Below are 23,990 nucleotides of genomic sequence, written 5' to 3'. Positions count from 1 at the left end.
CCTCGACTTTTTTATGTGCGTTATCCGAGAAATATAGCATTCTGATGTGGCTTCGATTGTGAGAGGCGAGTTCAAGAAATGTCAGTGGAAAAACATGAAAATAGAAGCGATAAAATTTTTTCTTTTGAGTCAGATGGTTAAATCTGACCTACCGCTAACACTTTTTGAACGTGGATAGCGCAAAATCTGAACATTACACTATGTTGTAAATTGTTGCTTCCCATCATGGAGATGAAAATGAAAAAGCTTATGACGTCATTGGCGGTTGCAGCCGCTATCGCATCACCAGTTGCTCTTGCTGACAGTACACCTGTGATGTTCTCTACTATCGACAACACAAACGCACCTTCTAACTCGTCAGTTGGTGGTGTTCGTTTAGCCGTGTTGCATGGACAGGTGAATGAGGTTAAAGGTGTCGACTTTTCACTGCTTGGTATGTCAGAAACGGATCGTACGACAGGTGTGAACTTCGGTTTGTTTTTTGGTGCAGCAAAGGTAAACCAAGAAATGAAAGGTGCGTCTTTAGGCTTAGTTAACTGGAACCAAGGTCAGACGACGGGTGTTAACTTGGGTGCTGTCAACATTACGAACAATGTAAAAGGCTTGAACTGGAGCGCGGTGAACTATTCTGAAGGCTACACCATGGCGGATGTGGGCTTAGCGAGTATCTCTAAAAAGTCTAACTTCCAGTTTGGCTTCTTCAACATGACCGATCAAATTGATGGCGTACAAATTGGTCTTTTGAACTGTGCGGATAACGGTTTCTTCAAGTGTTTCCCACTCATCAACTTCGCTAAATAATCCCTGAGCAAGTCAGAATCTTTAGATACCGAAAGCCCTCGATATTCGTCGAGGGCTTTTTAATTACTGATGGGGTGAAGCGAGTTATCGGCGCGTTAACTATTTAATTAAGCGGGATGAGGTTTTGCGTTGTTGAATTCTTTGGTGAACCCCTCGGCGCAATGCTTTGATGTGGTTTTCTGCTTTATCCACGCCCAGCAACACCGTTAAAGCCAGTAGGGTAATGACCACCGACTGCGTTAAATAACCCAAACCGATCATCAACCCTAATCCTGCCAGTACCCAAATAACCGCTGCGGATGTTACGCCGTGGATTTTTCCATCGAGTGTCATCATCACCCCTGCACCCAAGAAGCCGACGCCAGTAATAATCTGACCAAGCACGCGTGCTTGATCGAGTGTATTTGGCGATAACGATACTGCCATCGACATAAACAGGTAAGTGCCTGAAATAATAAGAATTGCCGTGCGAATGCCAACAGGTTTACCACGAGTTTGGCGTTCGATACCGATCATTAGCCCATTAATGGCACAGCATAGTAGGGCAGGCCAGCTGAATGGGGCAAGATCGAAAATTTGTTCGAGTGCTGTATGCATCTTGACCTCCAAAAGAGCGGAGTATGCATAGACTTACCGTGCAAAGCGAACAAAAAGGAACGGTCGTGACGACAAATTTAATTGAGCGTCAGGACCTATTCTAAATGCAAATCCAACGGCGTTTTACTTGGCCTGCCACCAATTTCTCGTGTCAGTTTTGGTACCAGATAACCCGATACACGTGTGATGAGTCCGCGCATAATGGCTTTTGCTTCTTCGTCCGAAATAAAGTAGTGCGCCGCGCCTTGCACCTTATCAAGAACGTGGAGGTAATAAGGCAAGATACCCGCGTCAAATAAGGCTTCACTTAACGCCACTTGAGCTTCTACCGAATCATTCACACCTTTCAGTAGAACGCCTTGGTTTAGAAGCGTAACGCCCGCTCTTTTGAGCTTGAACATCTGTTCAGCAAATTCGTCATTGATTTCGTTGGCATGGTTGATGTGAGTCACAAGGATGATTTGTAACCTTGATGCTTGCAGCAGTTGGCATAGTTCATCAGTGACTCGAGCGGGAATCACCACAGGTAAACGGCTATGAATACGCAGACGTTTGATGTGAGGTATATGAGCAATGTGCTCTAAAAGCCAATGAATTTCATCGTCTTTTGCCATCAATGGGTCACCACCTGAGAAGATAACTTCGTTCAACTCTGGTTGCTGCGCCATGTACTCTAAGCACTTTGCCCATGCCTGCTTGCCGCTTTTATTTTCTTGATATGGGAAATGACGACGAAAACAGTAACGGCAATTTACCGCGCAGCCACCTTTGACAATCATTAGGGCGCGGTTGCGATACTTGTGTAGCAGACCAGGGACTTCATTATCCTGCTCTTCTAACGGATCGTTGGAATAGCCCGGATGTACTTCAAATTCGTCACTTAATGGTAAAACCTGACGTAAAAGAGGGTCTTTAGGGTTGCCTTTCTCCATCCTATCGACAAAACTTTGCGGTACACGCTGTGCAAACAGCTTGCGCGCGGCAAACCCGTCTTGCCACGGTGAAGGATCAATTTCCAGTATTTCGAGCAATTTTGCAGGATCAGAGATCCCATTCGCCAACTGTTTGAGCCAGTTTTGCTCAACAGATTCGACTTTTCGGGTTATTATGTGCGGCATTGAATTTAGCTCTAAGAATGTAAGAGGAAAAAATGGCTACAGTTAGCACCAATGAATTTAAAGGCGGTCTTAAGTTAATGCTTGATAACGAGCCTTGTGTAATTCTGGAAAACGAATACGTTAAACCAGGTAAAGGCCAAGCGTTCAACCGCGTTAAAATTCGTAAACTTCTTTCTGGTAAAGTGCTAGAGAAAACATTCAAGTCTGGTGACACTTGTGAAGTGGCAGACGTAATGGATATCGACCTAGATTATCTATATTCAGACGGCGAATTCTACCACTTTATGAACAGTGAAACGTTTGAACAGATCGCAGCAGACGCAAAAGCGGTAGGTGACAACGCTAAGTGGTTGGTAGAAAACAACACTTGTATGATCACACTTTGGAACGGTAACCCAATTACTGTTACTCCACCAAACTTCGTTGAGCTAGAAGTGGTAGACACAGATCCAGGCCTGAAAGGTGATACTCAAGGTACTGGCGGTAAACCAGCTACGCTATCAACTGGCGCTGTTGTTCGTGTTCCTCTGTTCATCTCAATTGGTGAAGTGATTCGCGTTGATACTCGTACGGCTGAATACGTAGGCCGTGTGAAGTAAGCACTTTAGATTGATTGTTTGAAAGGTCGCTTCGGCGGCCTTTTTTATTGCCTGGAATTCTCTCTTGAATGTCCCTGCATAGAAAATCGATATCCTCCGCAAATTTTCGATGATTTTGTATTATTCGTAAAAATCTTATTTATTTCATGAATCTGTCGATTATTCCTTAATGTAACATTTTGATACATTAGTTCTTGTTGTTGAGTTGCATAGCAATCTGATTTTTATCGATTTAACTCAGTAACAATCCAAAAAGGAGAACAAAATGGAAAGCAGAGGCTTAGGAAGGGGTTTAAAGGTGGAAGAAAGACGTCAGTTACTACACAAAGGATTGAAAGCTGCGGTGTTTGGCGTACCGCTGTTGGCAATAGGCTTAACGATTAATAGCTCTGTGCTGATGACCGATGCAGGTTACAGCTACGTGCATCAGAACAATATCACTGGTGAGTTGGATGTGTTTACTGAACCTGGCATTCATTTTCGCATGCCATTTCTGTCCAAAATCACCAAGTATGACCAAGTGATCACTGTGTCATTCGGTAACAGCAAGGGCGAAGATTTTTATCAACGTCTTGATGCGATTCAGGTTCGGTTTGCCGACACCTACATTGGTCAGATCCCCGTAACATTCCGCTTTAAGCTCAGTAATGACCCTGAAGCGGTGAAGAAGATGCACAAAGAGTTCCGCAACAATAGTAACTTGATTGATGCGTTGCTTGTAAAGAACGCACGTAACGTGACGGTGATTACTGCAACCCAATACACGGGTGAAGAGTTTTTCCAAGGTGGTTTGAACCAGTTCAAATCGAAACTTGGCGATCAGTTGCGAGAGGGGATTTATCTAACAGAGCGACGTCAGGTTGAAGTGGAAGAGTTGGATCTTGCGCCTGTTGGGGCGAATCAGGCCAATGCGAACCAACTACAGCGTACCAATCAACTGGTTTGGAAAACGGTGCCAGTTGTAGATAAAACCGGGCAACCAATTCGTCAAGACAACCCGTTACAACAATACGGCATTCAAGTGACGCAGGTGACCATTGGTGATCCACAGCCAGAAAAGCAGTTAGATCAGCTATTGGCGGATAAAAAGCGTTTAGTGGCGGATCGTATTCGCGCGATTCAGGAGCAAGAAACGTCAAAAGCACAAGCAGAGACCGAGCAGTTACGCAAAGAGATTCAGCGAACACGTGAAGTGCAAGACGCTCAGCGTGGTAAAGAACTCGCTATTATTGCTCAGCAAAAAGAAGTGGAAGTTGCACGTCAGATTGCAGAGCGTGAAATCGTTGAAGTGGAAAAAACCAAACGACTTGCTGAAGTCGAGAAGGAGAAAGAGCTAGCTATCGCAGAGGCTAACTTAGCCATTCAAAAGGCGAACGCACTTTCTGCTGAGTTTGAAGCGAAAGCGATATTAGCGAAAGGTCGTGCAGAATCTGAGGTCCTAAAAGCGAAGTACTCGGCGTTAGGGGCAAACCGTGAAGTTTATTTGGCAGAGTTGAGTCGAGACGTAGCGAACTCGTTGTACAACAACTTGCAAAACTTCCAAGTTCAGATGCCACAAAACTACATTGGTGGTAGCGAAGAAACGGGCTTGAAAACAAACCTAGATGTGATTACTGGCTTTGGTGCCCTGGGTCTTATGGACCAAACGAAGAAGGTCATACAGCAATAAGATCATGGGTGGTCAAAAGCTTAAAAAGCAAAAAGATCATGGGTAACCCAAAGCAATAAAAAAGCTGGCATAGAGCCAGCTTTTTCTTTTTAGTCAGTATCTTAAATCATGAAGATAAAGATAACGGCTAGTGCAGTAATGAGGCCTGCAAATGCATAGCATGCAATTTTACCTATCACACCAGTGTGGAATTTAAGGTCGTGCATGCCGTGGTGTACACGGTGCATCGCATGCCACATTGGTAGAGCTAGGGTGCCAATGATGAATAGCGCACCGATGATACTGGTTGCGAATTCGGAGACACGCTCGTAGCTCATCGCTTCTGCATCAATCACGCCTAGTGGGACCAAGATGCCCAGCACCAATACCGTGATTGGCGTGATCATCGCGAACCAAGTACCGCCAGCACCAAATAGACCCCACCAGATTGGCTCATCAGAACGTTTTGGTGATGTGTTTACACTATAATTCGGTTTCATGCTCAGCTCCTTACACCACGATGAGAACGATCAGTGAGATGAACGCAACCGCGGCCCACTGAGTCAATACGATGATTTTCTTGTCCACCAGTTTGCCTTTCAAACGAATTGGCATTACTTGCGGCATCATGCTGAAGAAAGTTTGAGCGTGGAATAGGCTACCTAGTAGTGCAACGATGTTGATTGCGACTACGATTGGGTTTGCCATAAAATCCAACCAACCTTGCCATGCTTCAGGGCCTTTCACCAAGCAACCTAAACCGAAAGTTAGGAACAGAGTGAATAGGATCAAAGGCAGCACAGTCGCTTCACGTAGCATGTAGAAGCGGTAGAAAGGATGGTTCTTCCACCAAGTGCGTTTAACTTCACGAACGTAAGGTTTACGATTGCTCATCCTTATGCCTCCACTTTCTTTGGTGAACCATCAGGTTTCAACATAGCAATCACGAAGTCCATAGAAGACTCCACTTTGCCTTGGTTTACTGCCGCTGCTGGGTCAACGTTCTTCGGACAAACTTCAGAACAGTAACCAACAAACGTACAACCCCAAGCACCGTTTTCACCGTTGATAAGCTTCATGCGCTCATCTTTACCGTTGTCACGACTGTCTAGGTTGTAGCGGTGCGCTAGCGTTAGTGCCGCAGGACCGATGAACTCAGGGTTTAGACCAAACTGAGGACACGCCGCATAGCATAGACCGCAGTTGATACAACCAGCGAACTGCTTGTATTTCGCCATTTGCTCTGGCGTTTGCAAGTTCGTACCGTCTTCTGGTTTACGGTCGTTACCAATGATGTACGGTTTGATTGCTTCAAGACGTTCGATGAACGGTGTCATATCAACAATCAAGTCTTTCTCGATTGGGAAGTTCGCTAGAGGCTCGATAGTCACACCGTCTGGGTAATCACGTAGGAAGCTCTTACAAGCAAGTTTCGGTACGTTGTTCACCATGATGCCGCAAGAACCACAGATCGCCATACGGCAAGACCAACGGTAAGACAGATCTTTGTCTAGGTGATCTTTAATGTAGCCCAGTGCGTCAAGCACAGACATGGTTTCATCGAATGGCACTTCGAATGTTTGCTTGTATGGTTCTGCATCTTTTTCTGGGTCATAACGCAGAATGTCTACTTTTTGAATGCGATTTGCTGACATTATGCTTGCTCCTCTGCGTTCTTCTCTTCAGCTGCGGCTTTTTCTGCTGCTTCACCGTATAGACGAGCTTTTGGTTGTGACTTAGTGATAGTCACATTGCTGTAATCGATACTTGGCGCTGAATCTGGTTTGTAGAAAGCAAGTGAGTGTTTTAGGAAGTTCACGTCATCACGTTCTGTACAACCGTCGTCCAGACGTTGGTGCGCGCCGCGAGACTCTTTACGTAGAATCGCAGAGTGAACCATCGCTTCTGCGACTTCTAGGCCGTAACCCACTTCAATTGCGTACAGAAGATCAGTGTTAAACACTTTGCCTTTGTCTTTAATGCTGATGCGTTTGTAGCGTTCTTTTAGTTCGGTGATCTTGTTAATGGTTTCTTGCATCAAATCTTCTTGACGGTAGATACCACAACCCGCTTCCATGGTATGACCCATTTCCGTGCGGATGTTTGCCCAGTTCTCATCACCTTCTTGGTTCATCAGTTTGGCGATGCGCTCTTCAACTGCTTTCACTTGAGCATCGATTGCAGACTCGTTCCAACCTTTGAATTCTTCAGCGCGTTTCACTGCGTTTTCACCCGCTACGCGACCAAATACCACGAACTCAGCCAGTGAGTTAGAACCTAGACGGTTTGCACCGTGAAGACCAACAGACGCACATTCACCAACCGCGAATAGACCTTTAATGCGAGTTTCACAGCCGCCGTTTGTCTCGATACCACCCATGGTGTAGTGAACCGTTGGACGAATTGGAATTGGCTCTTTTGCAGGGTCTACGTTTACGTAAGCTTTTGCTAGCTCACAGATGAACGGTAGACGCTCTTGTAGGTACTCTTCACCTAGGTGGCGAAGGTCTAGGTGTACCACATCACCAAGAGGGTGCTTGATGGTGTTGCCTTTCTGTTGTTCGTGCCAGAAAGCTTGAGAAACTTTGTCACGAGGACCCAGTTCCATGTATTTGTTCTTCGGTTGGCCAACTGGAGTTTCAGGACCCATGCCGTAATCTTGTAGGTAACGGTAGCCGTTCTTGTTAACGATGATACCGCCTTCACCACGACAACCTTCCGTCATCAGGATGCCTGTGCCTGGAAGACCGGTTGGGTGGTATTGAACGAATTCCATATCACGTAGAGGAACGCCGTGACGGTAAGCCATTGCCATACCATCGCCCGTTACGATACCGCCATTGGTGTTACAGTGGTAAACACGACCCGCGCCACCTGTTGCTAGAACAACAGATTTTGCTTTGATAGTGACAAGCTCGCCTTCAGACATGTGAATCGCAATCAGACCTTGAACTTCGCCTTCATCAACAAGCAGATCCACCACAAAGTACTCATCAAAACGTTTGATGTTGCTGTACTTCATTGATGTCTGGAATAGCGTATGAAGCATGTGGAAGCCAGTTTTGTCTGCAGCGAACCAAGTACGTTCAACCTTCATACCACCAAAGCGGCGTACGTTGACTTCACCGTTCTCTTTACGACTCCATGGGCAACCCCATTGCTCCATTTGGATCATTTCGCGAGTCGCGTTCTCTACAAAGTATTCAACAACATCCTGTTCACATAGCCAGTCACCACCGCCAACAGTGTCGTTGAAGTGGTTGTCTAAGCTATCTTCATCCTTGATAACTGCTGCTGAGCCACCCTCTGCAGCGACCGTGTGGGAGCGCATTGGATAAACTTTAGAAATCAGAGCGACTTCTAAGTCTGGGTTTGCTTCAGCCGCTGCAATAGCAGTACGAAGACCAGCGCCGCCTGCGCCGATGACTGCGATATCTGTGGTGATAATTTGCACAGTTATCCTCCAGTGTGTGATTGCGGAAATCCGCTTGTTATTGTCATTACGAGGCGCTCTTTAAAAAGAACTCCCCAAAAGTAGTAGGGTTAGTGTAGATGAGCCACATGGCAGAAAAATTGATGTAATTGGGTTTTTGCTTCGGTAATGCACTTAAGGGCATAGAATTTATAGGTTATGTGACTGCTATCACGGCATCGAGGTTTTGGCCCTCAAGCATTAACATTAGGGATGTTAAACCTGTGTTGCGTGACATTAACCGCATGGATAATAGGATTTTAACTGAGTGTTTTTTGTGCTGCGGCACGAGTAATACTTGCCTCAAATAGGCGAGCACGTTAGTAAAAAGAAGAAGGGATATTCCTCTCTTCTTGAAGAGTAAAAAGCATGTAGAATGAGACTTTCCACGCTGAATTAAAGTTTGAGAGACTTGTTATGCAAACCAACTGGCAACCTACTGCTTCCATTGACCAACTTCGTCAACGTGCGACGTTAATCGCGTCGATTCGCCAATTCTTCGCTGATCGACAGGTGATGGAAGTCGACACGCCAGCCATGAGTCACGCAACCGTGACCGACATTCATTTGCATACTTTCCAAACCGAGTTTGTTGGCCCGGGTTACGCCGATGGTAGCAAGCTGTTCTTTATGACCAGCCCTGAATTCCACATGAAGCGCCTGCTGGCGGCTGGCAGCGGTTGTATTTATCAAATCAACAAAGCATTTCGTAACGAAGAAAATGGTCGTTACCACAATCCAGAATTCACGATGTTGGAGTGGTATCGCGTTGGCTTTGACCATCATAAATTGATGGATGAAATGGATGATCTGTTGCAACTGGTATTGAAGTGTGGCGCAGCGCAGCGCATGACGTATCAACAAGCCTTCATTGATGTGTTGGGTGTGTGCCCACTAGAAGGCTCGATGACGGAGCTGAAAACAGCGGCAAGCAAGCTGGGTTTGAGTGACATTGCAGAGCCTGAAGAAGATCGCGATACGTTACTGCAATTGCTATTTAGCGTGGGAGTCGAACACAAAATTGGTCAGGATGTGCCTGCTTTTGTGTACGACTTCCCGGCATCACAGGCGGCGCTTGCGAAAATCAATCCTCAAGACCATCGTGTTGCGGATCGCTTTGAGGTGTATTTTAAGGGAATTGAGCTGGCAAATGGGTTCCATGAGCTCGATAACCCGAAAGAGCAACTGGCGCGTTTTGAGCAAGATAACGCGAAGCGTCTCGACATGGGTTTAAAACCGCAGCCAATCGACTATCATTTGATCTCCGCATTGGAGGCTGGGTTGCCAGATTGTGCGGGTGTTGCGTTAGGCATCGATCGTTTGATCATGCTAGCGCTCGGCTGTGACCACATTGATCAAGTGACGGCTTTTCCATTCCCAATCGCATAAGGATATTCAATGAACTTGGCTGCTGCACGTTTGGTCATTCTCAGCTACGCAATACTGATCGCTTACTTATCGTTGAGCTCGGGCGAGTTGCAAGACTGGGGCAACATTGCGTATCTTGATAAAATGCAGCACGCCATGGCGTACAGCGGATTTGCGTTTTTAGGTTGCTTTTGCGTGTGGCGTTGGCGTCAGCGTTGGGCGGTGGCGATTAGTATCTTATTATTTAGTGCTGCCATCGAATGGCTACAAGGGTATGTCGGAAGACAAACCTCTTGGTTAGACCTTGTCGCCAACTCAACGGGTATTCTAACTGGTCTGTTATGTTACCGTATTTGGAGCCTCTATCGACCTAGGTTGGTGAAGTCGCTATACTCGATTCGTTAATGAAGAGGGAACACGATAACAATGAAAACGCGCGACAAAATCGTCTACGCGGCACTGGAGTTGTTCAACCAACATGGTGAACGCAACATCACCACCAATCACATTGCCGATCACATCGAAATTAGCCCAGGTAATCTGTATTACCACTTCCGTAATAAGCAAGAAATCGTTCGTGAGATCTTTGCGCTTTATTCAGCAGAACTTTTAGAAAGATTTACCCCTATTCAAGGCTCACAAGAAAGCCTGACTATGCTGAAGAGCTACCTAGATTCCATCTTTACGCTAATGTGGAAATACCGCTTTTTCTACGCGAATCTACCTGAGATCTTGTCACGAGATGAGCAGTTACATGAGCAGTACATCGATGTGCAAGAAAAGCTGCAAGCGAACCTCATTGCGATCATGCAAGAGTTTGTATCGCTGAAGCTGCTTAATGTTGATCAACAGCAGTTGAAGTCACTGGTGTGTACGTTGCATTTGATTGCGTGTAGCTGGTTGGCGTATCAATCTGCAATGGCTTCGAAAACCAGCATCACTGAGCAAATGGTGAAGCAAGGGATGTTGCAGATGCTTAATGTCGTTAAGCCATTAGCAACTGAGCAGGGGTTAGAGCAGCTACTGTTACTGGAAGATGCAGTCAGCAATCTACACAGTTAAACGTCAAACTGCTTAATATTTCGAGAGTCACTCTCATTTTCGAGTCGTGGCTCGAGTTGACTTGTCAAATATGCCACGCACAATAGTCCTCATACCGTTCAGCCCTCTCTGGGATATGACTCTCGATAAAGGAACTATCGCTCCATGAATTACGACATTTTTAATGGCGATGCTGATGGCATCATTGCGCTTCTACAATTACGCTTGGCTGATCCTATCGAGGCTCAGTTAATTACTGGTGTAAAGCGCGATATCAAGCTGGTGGAAAAAGTAGACGTGCAAGCGGGTGATGAGCTAACGGTGTTAGACATTTCGATGGAAAAGAACATGGTAGGCCTAGAGCAAGCATTGGCTCAAGGCGCGCACGTGTTTTACGCCGATCACCATAAGGCGGGTGATATTCCTCAGCATGGCAACTTGGATGCGCACATCGATCTCGATGCCAACATGTGTACGGCTTTAATTGTCGATCAATTGCTAAATGGACGTTTTCACACATGGGCGATTACGGCGGCTTATGGCGATAACATGATCGCGAAAGCGGATGAATTGGCTGACAAGGTCGGATTGTCACACGAGCAGAAAGCGCAGCTTAAAGAGCTGGGCACTTTGATTAATTACAACGGTTACGGCTCGAAAGTGGATGACTTACATTTCCATCCAGCGGATTTGTACCAAGCCTTGCTGAAGTACACGTCGCCATTTGATGTAATTGAAGATAAAACTTCGCCTTACTACCAACTGCAGTCTGCTTACCAACAAGATATGGATGCCGCTCTGGCAGTGCCTGCCACGCATGAGAGCGGTAAGCTAAAGCTGTTCGAACTACCAAACACGGCCGCATCACGTCGAATCAGCGGTGTATATGGCAACTGGCTGGCAAATCAAAACCCAGATTCTGCTCATGCAGTACTCACCGAAAATGCAGATGGCACTTACACGGTCTCTCTACGTGCCCCGTTGAACAACAAGCAAGGCGCCGTTGCCGTGTGTGGGCAGTTTCCAACTGGTGGCGGCCGAGAAGCGGCGGCAGGCATCAACGCATTAAGCAAAGATGATGTAAGTGCTTTTATTGATGCGGTAGAAACGTACTACGCATAGCATTTGCCAAAATATGACTACAAAAAAAGGAGCCGAGTGGCTCCTTTTTTATTATAAGTCGATGAGTCAGATAATCAGCGCTTCAACCAATATTTCGGGTTTTGTGCTTCACTGTTGCGGCGAATTTCGAAGTAGAGTGATGCGCGATCTTGCCCGCCAGTATCACCCGCAAGAGCGATCACTTCGCCAGCGGTCACTCGATCGCCTTCTTTTTTCGTCAACGCTTGGTTGTAGCCGTAGAGCGTCATGTCGCCTTTGCCGTGGTCAAGCAATACCACTAAGCCATACCCGCGTAAATACTCAGCAAATACGACAGTACCCGGGTAAACGGCTTTCACTTGTTGACCGTAATTGGCCGCAAGCACCATGCCCTTCCAATTTACTTGCCCGGTTTGGCGAGTACCGAAGTTGTGTAATACACGACCTTTGAGTGGCCATGGCAGTTTACCGCGCTGTTTGCCCAGTCCGTCCATTGGCACGGCATTACGCTTAGCCGCTTTGGCGATCTCGGCTTTTAGGCGTGTTTCGTTGCGCTGCAGTTCAGCAAGGTAGCGTTTATCGTTCTTGATACTGCTCTGAATTTTATTCAGGGTTTGCTTACGTTTGGATTGTGTACTTGCCAGCGCCGTACGTTTCTCAGATTGCTGTTTGAGTAACGTCTCGATTTGCTCTTTTTCTAGCTCAAGCTGGTTTTTGTTGTGTGCCAATTCTTGAGTGGTTTTGGTGATTGCATCAATCACTTCCGCACGCGCTTTGGCTAAGTGCTGGAAGTATTGACTCATGCGGTCTTCTTCCACACCTTGATTCAACAAGTGACCATTGGCTTTCGCTCGTTCGGTCACGTAATACGTTTGCAGTAACTGTTTGAGCTCTTCCTCTTGCTCTTGGCGCTGCGCTTCTTGCAAGGCAATTTTCTCTTCTAGCTTGTCTATGTTTTTGTCTGCTTGTGCCAGCTCAGATTTGGTTTGTCTTATTTCGCGTTCAAGTTTAGAAATGCCAAGTTCTTGCTCTTTGAGCGATTTTTGTAGCTCATTGAGTTGCTTTTCTTGGGACGAGAGAGATTTGCGTTGACGGCTTATCTCACTTGATACGCCTTTGAGCTCTTGTTGACTAGCGGCAGAAGAGGTGAGGGGATATGTGGCAGATAAAGCACAAGTTAATAAAATAGCCGAGCGTAGAACAGGGTGATTTTGTTTTCGCACTTTAGATTTACCTACCACGTTGTTGTCAAAAGGTTTGTTGACGATTAAATACCATCTCCATGGATAAAGCTTTGTGATTTACCATTAAAGCCTTGATCCATATCGAGAGAAGGTTTGTCCGTTTTTGGACGACCGACGATTTTCGCAGGAACCCCCGCCACGGTTGTGTGTGGTGGCACTGCTTGCAATACCACAGAGCAAGAGCCGATTTTCGCGCCTTCGCCCACTTCGATATTGCCAAGAATTTTTGCACCTGCACCAATCATCACACCTTCACGGATTTTCGGGTGACGATCGCCGCACTCTTTACCCGTACCGCCTAAGGTAACGTCTTGTAGAATTGAGACGTCATTATTGATAACCGCAGTTTCACCGATGACGATCCCCGTTGCGTGGTCGAGCATGATGCCGCTACCAATGCGTGCTGCTGGGTGAATGTCTACCTGACACGCAACCGAAATTTGGTTTTGCAGGTAGGTTGCCAGTGCATGGCGACCTTGCTTCCATAGCCAGTTTGCCACTCGGTAGCCTTGCAGAGCATGGTAGCCTTTTAGGTACAACAATGGCATAGAGTACATCGAAACTGCAGGGTCGCGATTAACCGTGGCACAAATGTCACAAGCGGCACAATCGGTAATGGTTGGGTCGGCAGAGAACGCTTCTTCTACCACTTCACGTACTGCCATTGCTGGCATCGATGCCGTGTTTAACTTGTTTGCCAAAATGTAGCTGAGCGCGGCACAGAAACTTTCATGCTTGATGATGGTGGCATGATAAAAGCTGGCCAGCATTGGCTCTTGCTCTGACATTTCGCGGGCTTCTGAGACAATTCTGTTCCAGACTTTTTGTTTTTCGCAGTGTTTCATTCTCAATATCCTGAGTGGTTCTTCCGTGACCCGACAACTTCTATTCTTCTCAGATGAGGTGCGAAGGGGCGTAGAGTGCTACTTTCCTTCGGCTTTTTTGTCACGAGCAAGTAAATCTTGCGCTGCCAGGCGTGCATCCTTCCCTTGATACAATACTTGATAAATTTGATCAACAATTGGCATCTCAACACCCATGCGTTGAGAGAGCATCCATACTTCTTTCGTGTTGCGGTAGCCTTCTACGACTTGGCCAATTTCTTCTTGTGCCGTGTCGACGTCTTTACCTTGACCTAGCGCTAAACCAAAGCGGCGGTTGCGTGATTGATTGTCGGTACACGTTAGGACAAGGTCGCCCAAACCAGCCATACCCATGAAGGTTTCTGGTTTTGCACCAAGCGCAGCACCAAGACGACTCATTTCGGCCAAACCACGAGTAATCAATGCAGTACGCGCGTTGGCTCCAAAACCGATGCCGTCAGACATACCCGCACCAATTGCGATAACGTTTTTCACCGCACCGCCCAATTGCATGCCGATAAAGTCACTATTGGCGTACACGCGGAAGGTTTTGCTGCAGTGGATTTTTTCTTGTAGGTCAGCGACAAATTCAGCATCTGGAGAAGCAACTGAAATTGCAGTAGGCATGCCCATCGCGAGCTCTTTGGCGAACGTTGGGCCAGACAATACAGCCAGTGAGTAGTTTTCACCGATAATGTCATAAGCGACGTCTTTCAGCAGACGACCCGTTTCTGGCTCAAGACCTTTGGTTGCCCAGCAGATGCGAGAGTCTTCACGTAAGAAAGGCTTACAGCTGTTCAGTACGATGCCAAAAACATGGCTTGGAACCACAACCAATAAATCTCGGCTTGCTTGTACGGCTTTTTCTAAATCCGATTCAATGATCAAGCTTTCAGGGAAATCAACACCAGGTAAGAAAGCGTGGTTCGCGCGATCCGCTTCTAAACGTGCCATGTGCTCAGGCTCGTGTCCCCAAAGGACTACGTTCGCGCCGTTACGAGCGAGTGAGATCGCCAGAGAGGTACCGTATGAACCTGCGCCAATCACCGTCATTGCGATGTCTTTACCGTAAGCATTGTTTGTATTTGCTTGTGTCATGCTACCGCCTAATTGTCTTTCTACTAGTAGAATCTAGTTCCTAATCGTCAAATTTTACGCCTTCTGGCGATTAGGAACTAGGAACTTTTGTCAGAAATAAAAAATGCACATTGCATCGGATGGTAGACGCTCTGTGCATTTTATTAGAGTCGATGACGTCAGATTCGTCACTTACAAAACGTGAATTACGCTTCAGCTTCGCCTTGTTGAGCTTGCTGTTGTAGGTAGTTCATGAATAGCGCGTCGAAGTTAACTGGCGCTAGGTTCAGTTGAGGGAACGTACCTTTAACCACTAGGCTTGAGATAGTTTCACGAGCGTATGGGAATAGGATGTTCGGGCAGAATGCGCCTAGGCAATGTGCAAGTTGGCCTGCTTCCATTTGCTCAGCAGTGAAGATACCACCTTGTTGAACTTCACATAGGAACGCTGTTTCTTCTTCGTTCTTCACAGTTACAGTTAGACGTAGAACCACTTCGTAAACGCCTTCACCAAGCTCACGGCTTTGAGTGTCTAGGTCTAGTTTAACGTCTGGGTTCCATTCTTTTTGGAAGATTACTGGAGAGTTTGGCGCTTCGAAAGAAACGTCTTTTAGGAAGATGCGTTGAATTGCGAAGTTTTGTTGTGCTTCTTGAGGTGCTGCTTCAGCCATTTTTTAATCCTTAAATAAATATTTGTAGAGCCTAGAAACGTCTAAACTCAGAAAACTGGTATGTCCCGAGACTAACTGAGCCAATCTACCTTGACTAGATGAAGCGTGTATTACGTGCAAAGCGTCACAACTTAATGCTTCAACTGCTTTCAATTTGCTCAGTTTATTATCCACGAAGCTTGGCAAAAACACGCTTGAATGCGTACCTTATCTTTTGCCTCTGCCCCGTTATCGAAGCTGCCGGGTATTACTTTTTACCACGAACTAAAGGCAGGTTCGCTTCGTTCCATGCAATCAAGCCGTTCTTTAGTAGGCTTACTTTTTCAAAGCCTGCTTTTACTAATAGGTTCGCGCTTTCTTGAGCGTTTTGCCCTGTCTTGCATACCACAATGATTGGGTCTGATTTGTGGTTTTCAAGGCTACCAAAGTTACCCGCTTTGATATCTGACGGTAAAATGTGAAGTGAGTCGGTGATATGACCTTTTTTGAACTCGTCCTTTGTGCGGATATCCACTACAACGCCGTTTTCACGGTTCATAAGATGAGTCAGTTGGTTTACGTTGATTTCTTTGTATGCGGCCGTCGCTGACTTCACGATGTTCATGATAAAGGCGACAAGAAGACCTACCCAAACCAAAGATAGAATCATGTTCTGTTGGAAAAATTCAATGTACTCTTGCATGTCTTGAGCTCTTACGCTGTTGGCGGAAAAATAAAGCAGGAGTATAGCGGGGTTAAGCCTCTTAGGCGAGAGGGTTAAAATTTTCTAACGAATAATTGAGATCTCTATAAACCCTTTATGTTATTGCCATCCGTGCCTTGGACTATGGTGGCTTGATTGTTTTTGCCTATTGGATTTATCGACTTAAGTGACTTTTGTTTTACCGAAAAAAGCGAACAATAGGTACTAACCAATCTTGTTCGATAATGCTTTAAATAAGCGCTGTTTCGGGTGCAAAAACAAGAATCAGAAGCGTAAGAAAACCGAACCTAGACTGGGGTGTACAAAGCGTATTAGGAATGACTATGCTTGTGGAACACGTTTGTCGGCACTGACTCGTTGTTCGCTTAACTTGTAAGATAGCAACAATAAATCGCAAACATTATTTGATCTTAACCTACAGTTTTGGTTAAAAAGTGTAGTAAAATTACGCTAGTTTTGTTTCAAGGTTAGATAGGGCAGCGAGGCCCTACGCCAAAAGTTACTTAAATTTGATGAGGTCATCACTATGTCAGCTAAGAAGCCACTGGCTCTAGTTATCCTTGACGGTTACGGTTACCGTGAAGACACAGCAAGTAACGCAATTGCGAATGCGAAAACACCAGTAATGGATGCTCTGATTGCGAATAACCCACACACTCTAATCTCTGCTTCAGGCATGGATGTTGGCCTTCCTGATGGTCAAATGGGTAACTCAGAAGTTGGTCACACTAACATTGGCGCAGGTCGCGTTGTATACCAAGATCTAACTCGTATCACTAAATCGATCGCTGACGGTGAGTTCGCTGAAACGCCAGCGCTTGTTGAAGCAGTTGATGCTGCTGTTAAAGCAGAGAAAGCGGTACACATCATGGGTCTGATGTCTCCAGGTGGCGTACACTCTCATGAAGACCATATCTACGCAGCGGTTGAAATGGCAGCGGCTCGTGGCGCTGAGAAAATCTACCTACACTGTTTCCTAGACGGTCGTGACACGCCACCACGTAGTGCTGAAAACTCGCTACAACGTTTCCAAGATCTATTCGCGAAACTAGGTAAAGGTCGTGTTGCTTCTCTAGTAGGTCGCTACTACGCTATGGACCGTGACAACAACTGGGATCGCGTTCAAGTGGCTTACGATCTTCTGACTCAAGCGAAAGCTGAGTTTACAGCAGAAACCGCCGTTGCTGGTCTAGAAGCCGCTTACGCTCGTGAAGAGAACGATGAGTTCGTGAAAGCGACAGCAATTAAAGCGGAAGGCGAAGAAGACGCAATCATGCAAGACGGCGATGCGGTTATCTTCATGAACTACCGTGCTGACCGTGCTCGTCAAATCACTCGCGCATTCGTGCCTGACTTTGATGGTTTTGAGCGTGCGGTATTCCCAGCAGTTAACTTCGTTATGTTGACTCAATACGCGGCAGATATCCCTCTAGCAATCGCATTCCCACCAGCGTCTCTAGAAAACACGTACGGTGAGTGGCTGTCTAAGCAAGGTCAAACTCAGCTACGTATCTCTGAAACAGAGAAATACGCACACGTGACTTTCTTCTTCAACGGCGGTGTTGAAAACGAATTTGAAGGCGAAGAGCGCCAGCTTGTTGCTTCTCCAAAAGTAGCCACTTACGACCTTCAGCCAGAAATGAGCTCCCCTGAGCTTACAGAGAAACTGGTTGCGGCGATCAAGTCTGGTAAGTTCGACACTATCATCTGTAACTACCCGAACGCAGATATGGTTGGTCACACTGGCGTTTACGAAGCAGCTGAGAAAGCAATCGAAGCGCTAGATGAAAGTGTTGGCAAAGTAGTTGAAGCAATCAAAGAAGTTGGCGGTCAGCTACTGATCACTGCGGACCACGGTAACGCAGAAATGATGGTTGACCCAGAAACGGGTGGTACTCACACAGCGCACACTAACCTACCGGTTCCTCTTATTTACGTAGGTGATAAAGCGGTTGAGTTCAAAGAAGGCGGCAAACTGTCTGACCTTGCACCAACCATGCTTTCTCTAGCAGGTCTAGAAATCCCAGCAGAAATGACGGGTGAAGTGCTAGTTAAGTAATTAACTGACAGCTCATAATGACAAAAGCCCGAGTTTAAACTCGGGCTTTTTTGTATCTGGCAACAAGGGCTGGTCTGTAAGGTTATTGAACCAAAATGCCTGCACCAATCACGGCTAGGGCTGCGCCCAACCATGCAAATCGGTTTGGTCGGCGTTTAGTGTAAATCCAGAGCAGTGGTAGCAACATAATTGGCGTGGTTGAAGATAGCAGTGCAACCATACCTACATTTCCTTCTTGCAGTGCGTATAAGATCAGCGTCATGCCGACGGCCATCGCCAAGAAACCGTTAAGCGCAGTAATACCAAATACTCTCCAAGTAATGTGTTGTGTCGAGCGAGCGACTTTGACCCCTAGAACTAACAACATGCTGTGGGCGAAAAATGCACTGATCATTCGAATAGCAGAAGCCGCAACAGGGTCAATGCTGGTTTGCATTACTGGCTTGGCGATGATACCACCCAATGCTTGGCACATTGCAGCGGTTAAGCCAAGTCCAATACCCACCCAGATGTTACCTTTAATGTCTTCCAAGACGTTATTCACTTGGCCTCTTCGACCAAAGAATATCGCCATCACCACGCCGCTAAATACCAAGGATGCGCCCAATAGTTCTATTGTGGTCATGACTTCGCTAAATAAGAAGTAGCCCAAAATAGCAGAGAATACCGCATGGCAGGAAAACAGTAGCCCGGCTTGTCTTGGCCCCATACGATTCAAGCACGCGAACAGAGCGGTATCGCCAATAAAAATACCAATCAGTCCTGAGGCCATCATTGGCGTTACATGTCCCCAAGAAACCGTTAACCAGCCGCCAGTTATCCAGGCCATTGTTGATAAGATCACGGCCGTACAGCCCATGCGCCAGCGGCTGTAAGAAAATGCGCCTAGGTGTTGTGCAGGAATGACAGAAATAAGGCTAGAAACTGCCCACAAAAAAGCGGCACATAAAGCAAGCCATTCGTAACCCATGATGTGTCGACGTCCTTGTAGATTTGAGGAGTCTTAATATGCACGAAATTTAATGAATGTAAAAGCTGCTCTGTGAGGGCAATAGTTGGCGAACAGCTCCATGACAGCAAGCTCTGTCACGGAGCTTTTCGATTAAAACATCACCAGAACTGCGCCATACACGATAAATAGACCAATCAAACCAAGAATCAGCCCCACTTTCGCCATGTCTTTGCTCTCGATTAGGCCTGTTGAATAAGCCAAAGAGTTTGGTGGCGTGGAAACCGGTAAGATCATGCCAAGTGATGCGGAGAATGCTACGACAACCAGTAAACCTTGTAGGCCACCAACCGCAATAAGGCTTGGCATGGATGTACCAATAGCGGCAGCAATAGGCATTAATAAGTTTGCCGTTGCGGTATTAGACATAAAGTTCGCCATTAACCAACATACGACCGATAGGGCAAAGACAACGGCAAATGGTGATAGTAAGCTGTAATCAATGGCGTGTGCTAATGCTTCGGCTAAGCCTGTTTTGTCTAAGGCAATACCAATTGCGATACCACCGGCAACCAGCCATAAAACATCCCAGTTAATCAGCTTGAGTTCTTCTTTTCCCATAATGCCCGTTAACGTGAACACCGCCAGCGGGATAATCGCAACAACATACGTGTTCATGCCGTGCACTTTTGTCGTCATCCAAAGCACAATGGTTAGTGCAAAAGTGATGTAGACGACGATCGCGCGCCAGCTCTTTTTGAACGTACCATCCAGCTTTAGTTTCATTTCTGGTTCGCTGGACGGAAACAGCTTCTGCAACAAAAACCAAGCAACAGTGAGTTGTATCAGCACAAATGGTAGGCCCATTGTCATCCAAGATAGGAAGTCTATGGCGTTTTCTCCGGTGAGGTATTGGAGCGCTATTGCGTTAGGTGGCGTGCCTATCGGAGTTGCAATGCCGCCAGTATTCGCGGCAATTGGAATGCACAGCACCAGCGCTTTAATCCCTAGATCCCCTTTAGGTGCAGAAGCGACGATTGGACCGAGCAGCGCCAACATCATGACCGTCGTGGCAGTGTTGGACATGAACATTGAAAAAACGGCGGTAATGAGCATCAAACCCAGCATGATGAACTTAGGTTGTGTGCCGAATGGTTTTAGTAGCACTCGGGCGAGATTGTTGTCGAGTTCGTATTTGGAAGCTGCGATGGCGAGGGCAAACCCACCCATAAAAAGAATAATGATCGGTGAAGAGAAGGCCGAGAAAATATCTGTGTAAGCAATTAACTCTCCTAAATCATGCCCCGCTGGTGGATTGCGAAATAGATGCAAACCTTTATCCGATATCATGATCAGTTCAAGAGCGATAATAAGAATGGACGTAGCAAAAACGGGTACCGGCTCAAGAACCCAAAGTAGGGCAGCAAGAAGAAAAATAGCCAACAGACGATGCTGAATTAAAGTAAGATCATCAATAGGAATAGCATCAATCGGCATCATCAAAACACCGAGCGGAATTAAAAAGCATACCAGCAATTTCGCCAGCGTGTTTACACTCATCTTTGGCATTGGCTGCCCCTCTAAATATTCATCCTAAGCGCAGGATAATTGATTGTGGAATGAAGGTCTTAGAGGCAGGTATGAGTTTGAGAAATAGAGGCTAAATTTTGAACGGAATTTTGCTTTTTATCAATAAAAAGAGCCCTTGAGAAAGGGCTCTTTTAACGGGGTTTTGTTTATTTTTTTAAGGCGTAAGGTGTGCCCATTACGGTTGGCTTACCGTTTTCCATGCTTGCGTCAAACTCAATCGCGTCTTTGGCAAACAGGTTAATAACAGTAGAGCCCAGTTTGAAGCGGCCCATCTCTTCGCCTTTTTTCAAGATCACGGCCTTGTCACCCTCAGCTGGATAATCCCATTTGTAGACAGTATTGCCACGAGGCGGAGTGATCGTGCCAGCCCACACTTGCTCAATGCTGCCAACAATTGTCGCACCAACAAGCACTTGTGCCATTGGACCAAACTCAGTGTCAAAGATACACACCACACGCTCGTTACGTGCGAATAGATTTGGAACGTTTTCTGCCGTAAGTGGGTTTACCGAGAACAGGTCACCAGGGACGTAAATCATTTGGCGCAGTGTGCCGTCACACGGCATGTGTACACGATGGTAATCGCGCGGAGACAGGTACAGCGTGGCAAAAGATCCATCTTTAAATTCGTTTGCTAAATTCGCGTCACCGCCCAGCAGTTCTTGCGCTGAGAAGTGATGACCTTTTGCTTGGATAAGTTGACCATCTTCAATAGGGCCAAATTGGCTAACACAAGCGTCGGCTGGGTGAGTGATGACGTTTTCGCCTTCAGAAATTGGGCGTGCGCCCTCTTTTAGCTCACGAACGAAAAACTCGTTGAACGTTTTAAAATGCTTAGGATCTGAGTGCTTCGCCTCATCCATGTTCACATTGTATTGTTTGATAAACCAACGAATAACTGCTGTTGTTAGACCGCCAGCTTTTGCTGAAGCCAGTTTACCCATTAGGCGAGTGAGGCCGTGTTGTGGGATCCAGTACTGCAGTCCAACTTTAAACTTGTCCATCTTTAATTCCGATACTTCTGTTAGATTCGCGCTTTAGGGCGCGTGATGTTACTGAAATTTAATTTGCTTGTCAGTATTAGGTGAAGACTTTTTACACAGTTACAGTCTTAACTTAATTACAGATCGGCTTTCTTATTGCGTGAATACTGACGGTTTGCTTTGTTTTCAACCATGCTTTCCAAAATGCGATGGTAGTTTTCAAAGCGAGTTTCGTTGATTTCCCCTTTCTCAACAGCTTCACGTAGAAGGCAGCCAGGGTCGTCATTGTGCTTACAATCTCGGAACTTACAACCGCCTAAGTATGGTCGGAATTCAACGAATGCTTTCGTTACTTCTTCTGCTTCCAAATGCCAAAGCCCAAATTCACGCACTCCAGGCGAGTCGATCAAGTCGCCACCCGTCGGAATATGATACAAGCGCGCTGCTGTCGTGGTGTGTTGGCCTAAGCCAGAGTTCTCGGAAACTTCGCCTTCTTCCACTTCGCTCTCTAGTTCCGGCATTAACGCGTTGACTAAGCTGGATTTCCCTACGCCTGATTGACCAACAAAGATATTAATTCGGTCACGCAGCAGAGTTTCTAGTTCAGCAATGCCTTCTCCAGACTTCTTGCTTACCAGAAGCACTTTATAGCCAATGCGTTCATATTCTTTGAGCCATTCTTCATACATTGCACGATCATCGGCTTCTAGAAGATCGACTTTGTTTAAGACCAGCAATGGTGCGATATTCAGTGTTTCTGATGCTACGAGGTAACGGTCAATAATATTCAGTGATAGCTCGGGCAGTACCGAGGAGACAATGACCATTTGATCAATATTGGCAGCTACGGGCTTTAGGCCATCGTAGTAATCTGGACGAGTGAGCACTGAAGAACGAGGTTCTACCGCTTCAACAACGCCAGAAATGCCAGCCATAGACTCCAAGCCTTCGCGCCATAAAACTCGATCGCCAGATACTAAAGATTCGATACCACGGCGAAGGTTACAGCGTTGAATCTCGCCTGTTTCAAGGTCTTCAATATCCGCGTGCTGGCCAAAACGAGTGATCACGAGACCTTGTTTGCTTGCGCCTAGCATGTTTTCATCCCACTGGATGGACTCTTCTTGCTTTTTTAAACGCTTTTGTTGGTTGCTGCGTACGCGTCGCACTTGACCTTTGGTTAACTTTTTCTTCTTTGCCACAATTCTGTACTTTATGTGAATTTACTCAAATGGTTGAGCCGTGATCTTGGCTCTGAGTGAGTATCGTGTTTCCCGTATTTTGAGGTATAGTACCTCTTTTATCGATAAACAAATAGGCGGCGTAACCATGTCCTTTAGCGATCAAAACCTAATTTGGGTTGATTTAGAGATGACAGGGCTTGATCCTGAAACGCACAAAATCATTGAAATTGCTTCTATTGTCACGGATAGCGAGCTAAATATTTTGGCTGAAGGTCCAGTATTAGCGATTCATCAGCCGGAAGAAGAGCTAGCGAAAATGGACGATTGGTGCACCAATACGCATACGGCAAGCGGCTTGGTGGAACGCGTTCGCAACAGTAAAATCTCAGAACAAGATGCGGTCGCACAAACCATTGAATTCTTAGAAAAATGGGTGCCGAAAGGGGCGTCGCCAATATGTGGTAACAGCATTGGGCAGGATCGTCGCTTCTTGTACAAACACATGCCGGAATTAGAAGAGTTCTTTCATTACCGATATGTTGACGTCAGCACTCTTAAAGAATTGGCGCGTCGTTGGCAACCTGAAGTATTAAATGGGTTCACAAAACAGGGAACACATTTGGCCTTGGACGACATTCGCGAGTCGATTGCAGAACTTAAGTACTATCGTGGTACTATTTTCAAGATTTAACTGTTAAGGTTGCGATCCAAATTGTTGTAATTTATATCGCTTTTGATTGCTTTTTCATCGTTCAGTAAAAAAATAAAGTTTTTTTGAAGGAAGGACTTGCATCACAAAAAAATGCTCTTATAATTCGCAGCCCTAAACAGCGGAAACGTTGTTGATGCGACACTAGCTCAGTTGGTAGAGCGCAACCTTGCCAAGGTTGAGGTCACGAGTTCGAACCTCGTGTGTCGCTCC

General features: G+C 46.2%; 24 protein-coding genes and 1 tRNA gene. 10 read left to right on the top strand and 15 right to left on the bottom strand.

Annotation, left to right across the window (positions count from 1 at the left end):
* Nucleotides 1-237 precede the first annotated feature (237 nt).
* Nucleotides 238-801, top strand: a complete 564-nt coding sequence (locus ACWYVB_RS21665) for a VC2662 family protein (protein WP_005395435.1) — start codon at nt 238-240, stop codon at nt 799-801.
* A gap of 99 nt (nt 802-900) precedes the next feature.
* Here ACWYVB_RS21665 and ACWYVB_RS21660 read toward each other — a convergent pair whose 3' ends face one another.
* Nucleotides 901-1,398 (bottom strand): MgtC/SapB family protein, encoded by a 498-nt coding sequence (locus ACWYVB_RS21660; RefSeq protein ID WP_457530114.1) that lies wholly within the window; start codon nt 1,396-1,398, stop codon nt 901-903.
* A gap of 95 nt (nt 1,399-1,493) precedes the next feature.
* Nucleotides 1,494-2,516 (bottom strand): EF-P beta-lysylation protein EpmB, encoded by a 1,023-nt coding sequence (gene epmB / locus ACWYVB_RS21655; RefSeq protein ID WP_134648273.1) that lies wholly within the window; start codon nt 2,514-2,516, stop codon nt 1,494-1,496.
* A 32-nt stretch (nt 2,517-2,548) separates the two neighbouring features.
* Here epmB and efp point away from each other — a divergent pair, with 32 nt between their 5' ends.
* Both efp and ACWYVB_RS21645 read left to right on the top strand, forming a co-directional pair.
* Nucleotides 2,549-3,115 carry an elongation factor P gene (gene efp, locus ACWYVB_RS21650; RefSeq protein WP_005395425.1) on the top strand — a complete coding sequence of 189 codons (567 nt, stop codon included), beginning with the start codon at nt 2,549-2,551 and terminating at the stop codon, nt 3,113-3,115.
* A gap of 265 nt (nt 3,116-3,380) precedes the next feature.
* Nucleotides 3,381-4,784: an SPFH domain-containing protein gene (locus ACWYVB_RS21645; RefSeq protein ID WP_457530112.1), complete on the top strand. Its 1,404-nt coding sequence runs from the start codon at nt 3,381-3,383 to the stop codon at nt 4,782-4,784.
* Nucleotides 4,785-4,885: 101 nt separating this feature from the next.
* Here the strand turns inward: ACWYVB_RS21645 and frdD are convergent, their stop codons facing one another.
* From frdD to frdA, 4 genes are read right to left on the bottom strand one after another with little or no spacing between them, the layout of a single operon-like run.
* Nucleotides 4,886-5,263: a fumarate reductase subunit FrdD gene (frdD, locus tag ACWYVB_RS21640; protein ID WP_005395421.1), complete on the bottom strand. Its 378-nt coding sequence runs from the start codon at nt 5,261-5,263 to the stop codon at nt 4,886-4,888.
* 10 nt (nt 5,264-5,273) lie between these two features.
* On the bottom strand, nt 5,274-5,657 hold the full coding sequence (frdC, locus tag ACWYVB_RS21635; RefSeq protein WP_005395419.1) for a fumarate reductase subunit FrdC: 384 nt from the start codon (nt 5,655-5,657) through the stop codon (nt 5,274-5,276).
* A 2-nt stretch (nt 5,658-5,659) separates the two neighbouring features.
* A complete protein-coding gene (locus ACWYVB_RS21630; RefSeq protein ID WP_005381489.1) occupies nt 5,660-6,418 on the bottom strand; it encodes a succinate dehydrogenase/fumarate reductase iron-sulfur subunit in 759 nt (252 codons plus the stop codon).
* Nucleotides 6,418-8,217 carry a fumarate reductase (quinol) flavoprotein subunit gene (frdA, locus tag ACWYVB_RS21625; protein ID WP_047010259.1) on the bottom strand — a complete coding sequence of 600 codons (1,800 nt, stop codon included), beginning with the start codon at nt 8,215-8,217 and terminating at the stop codon, nt 6,418-6,420. Before frdA ends, ACWYVB_RS21630 begins: the two co-directional genes overlap by 1 nt.
* Nucleotides 8,218-8,652: 435 nt before the next feature.
* On the opposite strand from frdA, the gene epmA reads away from it, so the two are divergent.
* The 4 genes from epmA to ACWYVB_RS21605 all read left to right on the top strand — a co-directional run bounded on the left by epmA (nt 8,653) and on the right by ACWYVB_RS21605 (nt 11,766).
* Nucleotides 8,653-9,624 (top strand): elongation factor P--(R)-beta-lysine ligase, encoded by a 972-nt coding sequence (gene epmA, locus ACWYVB_RS21620; RefSeq protein WP_054868158.1) that lies wholly within the window; start codon nt 8,653-8,655, stop codon nt 9,622-9,624.
* 9 nt (nt 9,625-9,633) lie between these two features.
* Nucleotides 9,634-10,008: a VanZ family protein gene (locus tag ACWYVB_RS21615; RefSeq protein ID WP_048626684.1), complete on the top strand. Its 375-nt coding sequence runs from the start codon at nt 9,634-9,636 to the stop codon at nt 10,006-10,008.
* 21 nt (nt 10,009-10,029) lie between these two features.
* Nucleotides 10,030-10,665 (top strand): TetR/AcrR family transcriptional regulator, encoded by a 636-nt coding sequence (locus ACWYVB_RS21610; RefSeq protein WP_005395413.1) that lies wholly within the window; start codon nt 10,030-10,032, stop codon nt 10,663-10,665.
* 144 nt (nt 10,666-10,809) lie between these two features.
* Nucleotides 10,810-11,766: a DHH family phosphoesterase gene (locus ACWYVB_RS21605; RefSeq protein WP_457530107.1), complete on the top strand. Its 957-nt coding sequence runs from the start codon at nt 10,810-10,812 to the stop codon at nt 11,764-11,766.
* Nucleotides 11,767-11,840: 74 nt separating this feature from the next.
* Here the strand turns inward: ACWYVB_RS21605 and ACWYVB_RS21600 are convergent, their stop codons facing one another.
* The 5 genes from ACWYVB_RS21600 to ACWYVB_RS21580 form a co-directional block, all read right to left on the bottom strand.
* On the bottom strand, nt 11,841-12,986 hold the full coding sequence (locus ACWYVB_RS21600; protein ID WP_457530105.1) for a murein hydrolase activator EnvC family protein: 1,146 nt from the start codon (nt 12,984-12,986) through the stop codon (nt 11,841-11,843).
* Nucleotides 12,987-13,012: 26 nt separating this feature from the next.
* Nucleotides 13,013-13,834, bottom strand: coding sequence for a serine O-acetyltransferase (cysE, locus tag ACWYVB_RS21595; RefSeq protein ID WP_457530103.1), 822 nt, complete (start codon nt 13,832-13,834; stop codon nt 13,013-13,015).
* Between the two features lie 78 nt (nt 13,835-13,912).
* The gene (gene gpsA / locus ACWYVB_RS21590; protein ID WP_006743122.1) at nt 13,913-14,950 is read right to left on the bottom strand and encodes an NAD(P)H-dependent glycerol-3-phosphate dehydrogenase; all 1,038 of its coding nucleotides are present in this window, start codon (nt 14,948-14,950) and stop codon (nt 13,913-13,915) included.
* Nucleotides 14,951-15,135: 185 nt separating this feature from the next.
* Entirely contained in the window at nt 15,136-15,600 is a 465-nt protein-coding gene (gene secB / locus ACWYVB_RS21585; protein WP_005395400.1) for a protein-export chaperone SecB, read from the bottom strand.
* A 247-nt stretch (nt 15,601-15,847) separates the two neighbouring features.
* A complete protein-coding gene (locus ACWYVB_RS21580; RefSeq protein ID WP_005395399.1) occupies nt 15,848-16,282 on the bottom strand; it encodes a rhodanese-like domain-containing protein in 435 nt (144 codons plus the stop codon).
* Between the two features lie 547 nt (nt 16,283-16,829).
* Here ACWYVB_RS21580 and gpmM point away from each other — a divergent pair.
* Complete coding sequence (gene gpmM / locus ACWYVB_RS21575; protein WP_005395398.1) at nt 16,830-18,362, top strand: 2,3-bisphosphoglycerate-independent phosphoglycerate mutase; 1,533 nt, start codon at nt 16,830-16,832, stop codon at nt 18,360-18,362.
* Nucleotides 18,363-18,444: 82 nt separating this feature from the next.
* On the opposite strand, the gene ACWYVB_RS21570 is transcribed toward gpmM, so the two are convergent.
* From ACWYVB_RS21570 to rsgA, 4 genes are all read right to left on the bottom strand, one after another.
* On the bottom strand, nt 18,445-19,332 hold the full coding sequence (locus ACWYVB_RS21570) for a DMT family transporter (protein WP_065646957.1): 888 nt from the start codon (nt 19,330-19,332) through the stop codon (nt 18,445-18,447).
* 132 nt (nt 19,333-19,464) lie between these two features.
* A complete protein-coding gene (locus ACWYVB_RS21565; protein ID WP_005395396.1) occupies nt 19,465-20,880 on the bottom strand; it encodes an SLC13 family permease in 1,416 nt (471 codons plus the stop codon).
* 167 nt (nt 20,881-21,047) lie between these two features.
* Nucleotides 21,048-21,905, bottom strand: a complete 858-nt coding sequence (gene asd, locus ACWYVB_RS21560; protein WP_005395389.1) for an archaetidylserine decarboxylase — start codon at nt 21,903-21,905, stop codon at nt 21,048-21,050.
* Between the two features lie 116 nt (nt 21,906-22,021).
* Nucleotides 22,022-23,086 carry a small ribosomal subunit biogenesis GTPase RsgA gene (gene rsgA, locus ACWYVB_RS21555; RefSeq protein ID WP_005395388.1) on the bottom strand — a complete coding sequence of 355 codons (1,065 nt, stop codon included), beginning with the start codon at nt 23,084-23,086 and terminating at the stop codon, nt 22,022-22,024.
* Nucleotides 23,087-23,213: 127 nt separating this feature from the next.
* Here rsgA and orn point away from each other — a divergent pair, with 127 nt between their 5' ends.
* Nucleotides 23,214-23,759: an oligoribonuclease gene (orn, locus tag ACWYVB_RS21550; protein ID WP_005395387.1), complete on the top strand. Its 546-nt coding sequence runs from the start codon at nt 23,214-23,216 to the stop codon at nt 23,757-23,759.
* Nucleotides 23,760-23,915: 156 nt separating this feature from the next.
* Nucleotides 23,916-23,988: transfer RNA gene (locus ACWYVB_RS21545), tRNA-Gly, on the top strand.
* Nucleotides 23,989-23,990 lie beyond the last annotated feature (2 nt).

The sequence above is a fragment of the Vibrio sp. JZG10 genome, from assembly GCF_054064075.1.
Note: the sequence above shows the minus strand (reverse complement) of the source record. Positions and strands in the feature narration are given on the sequence as shown.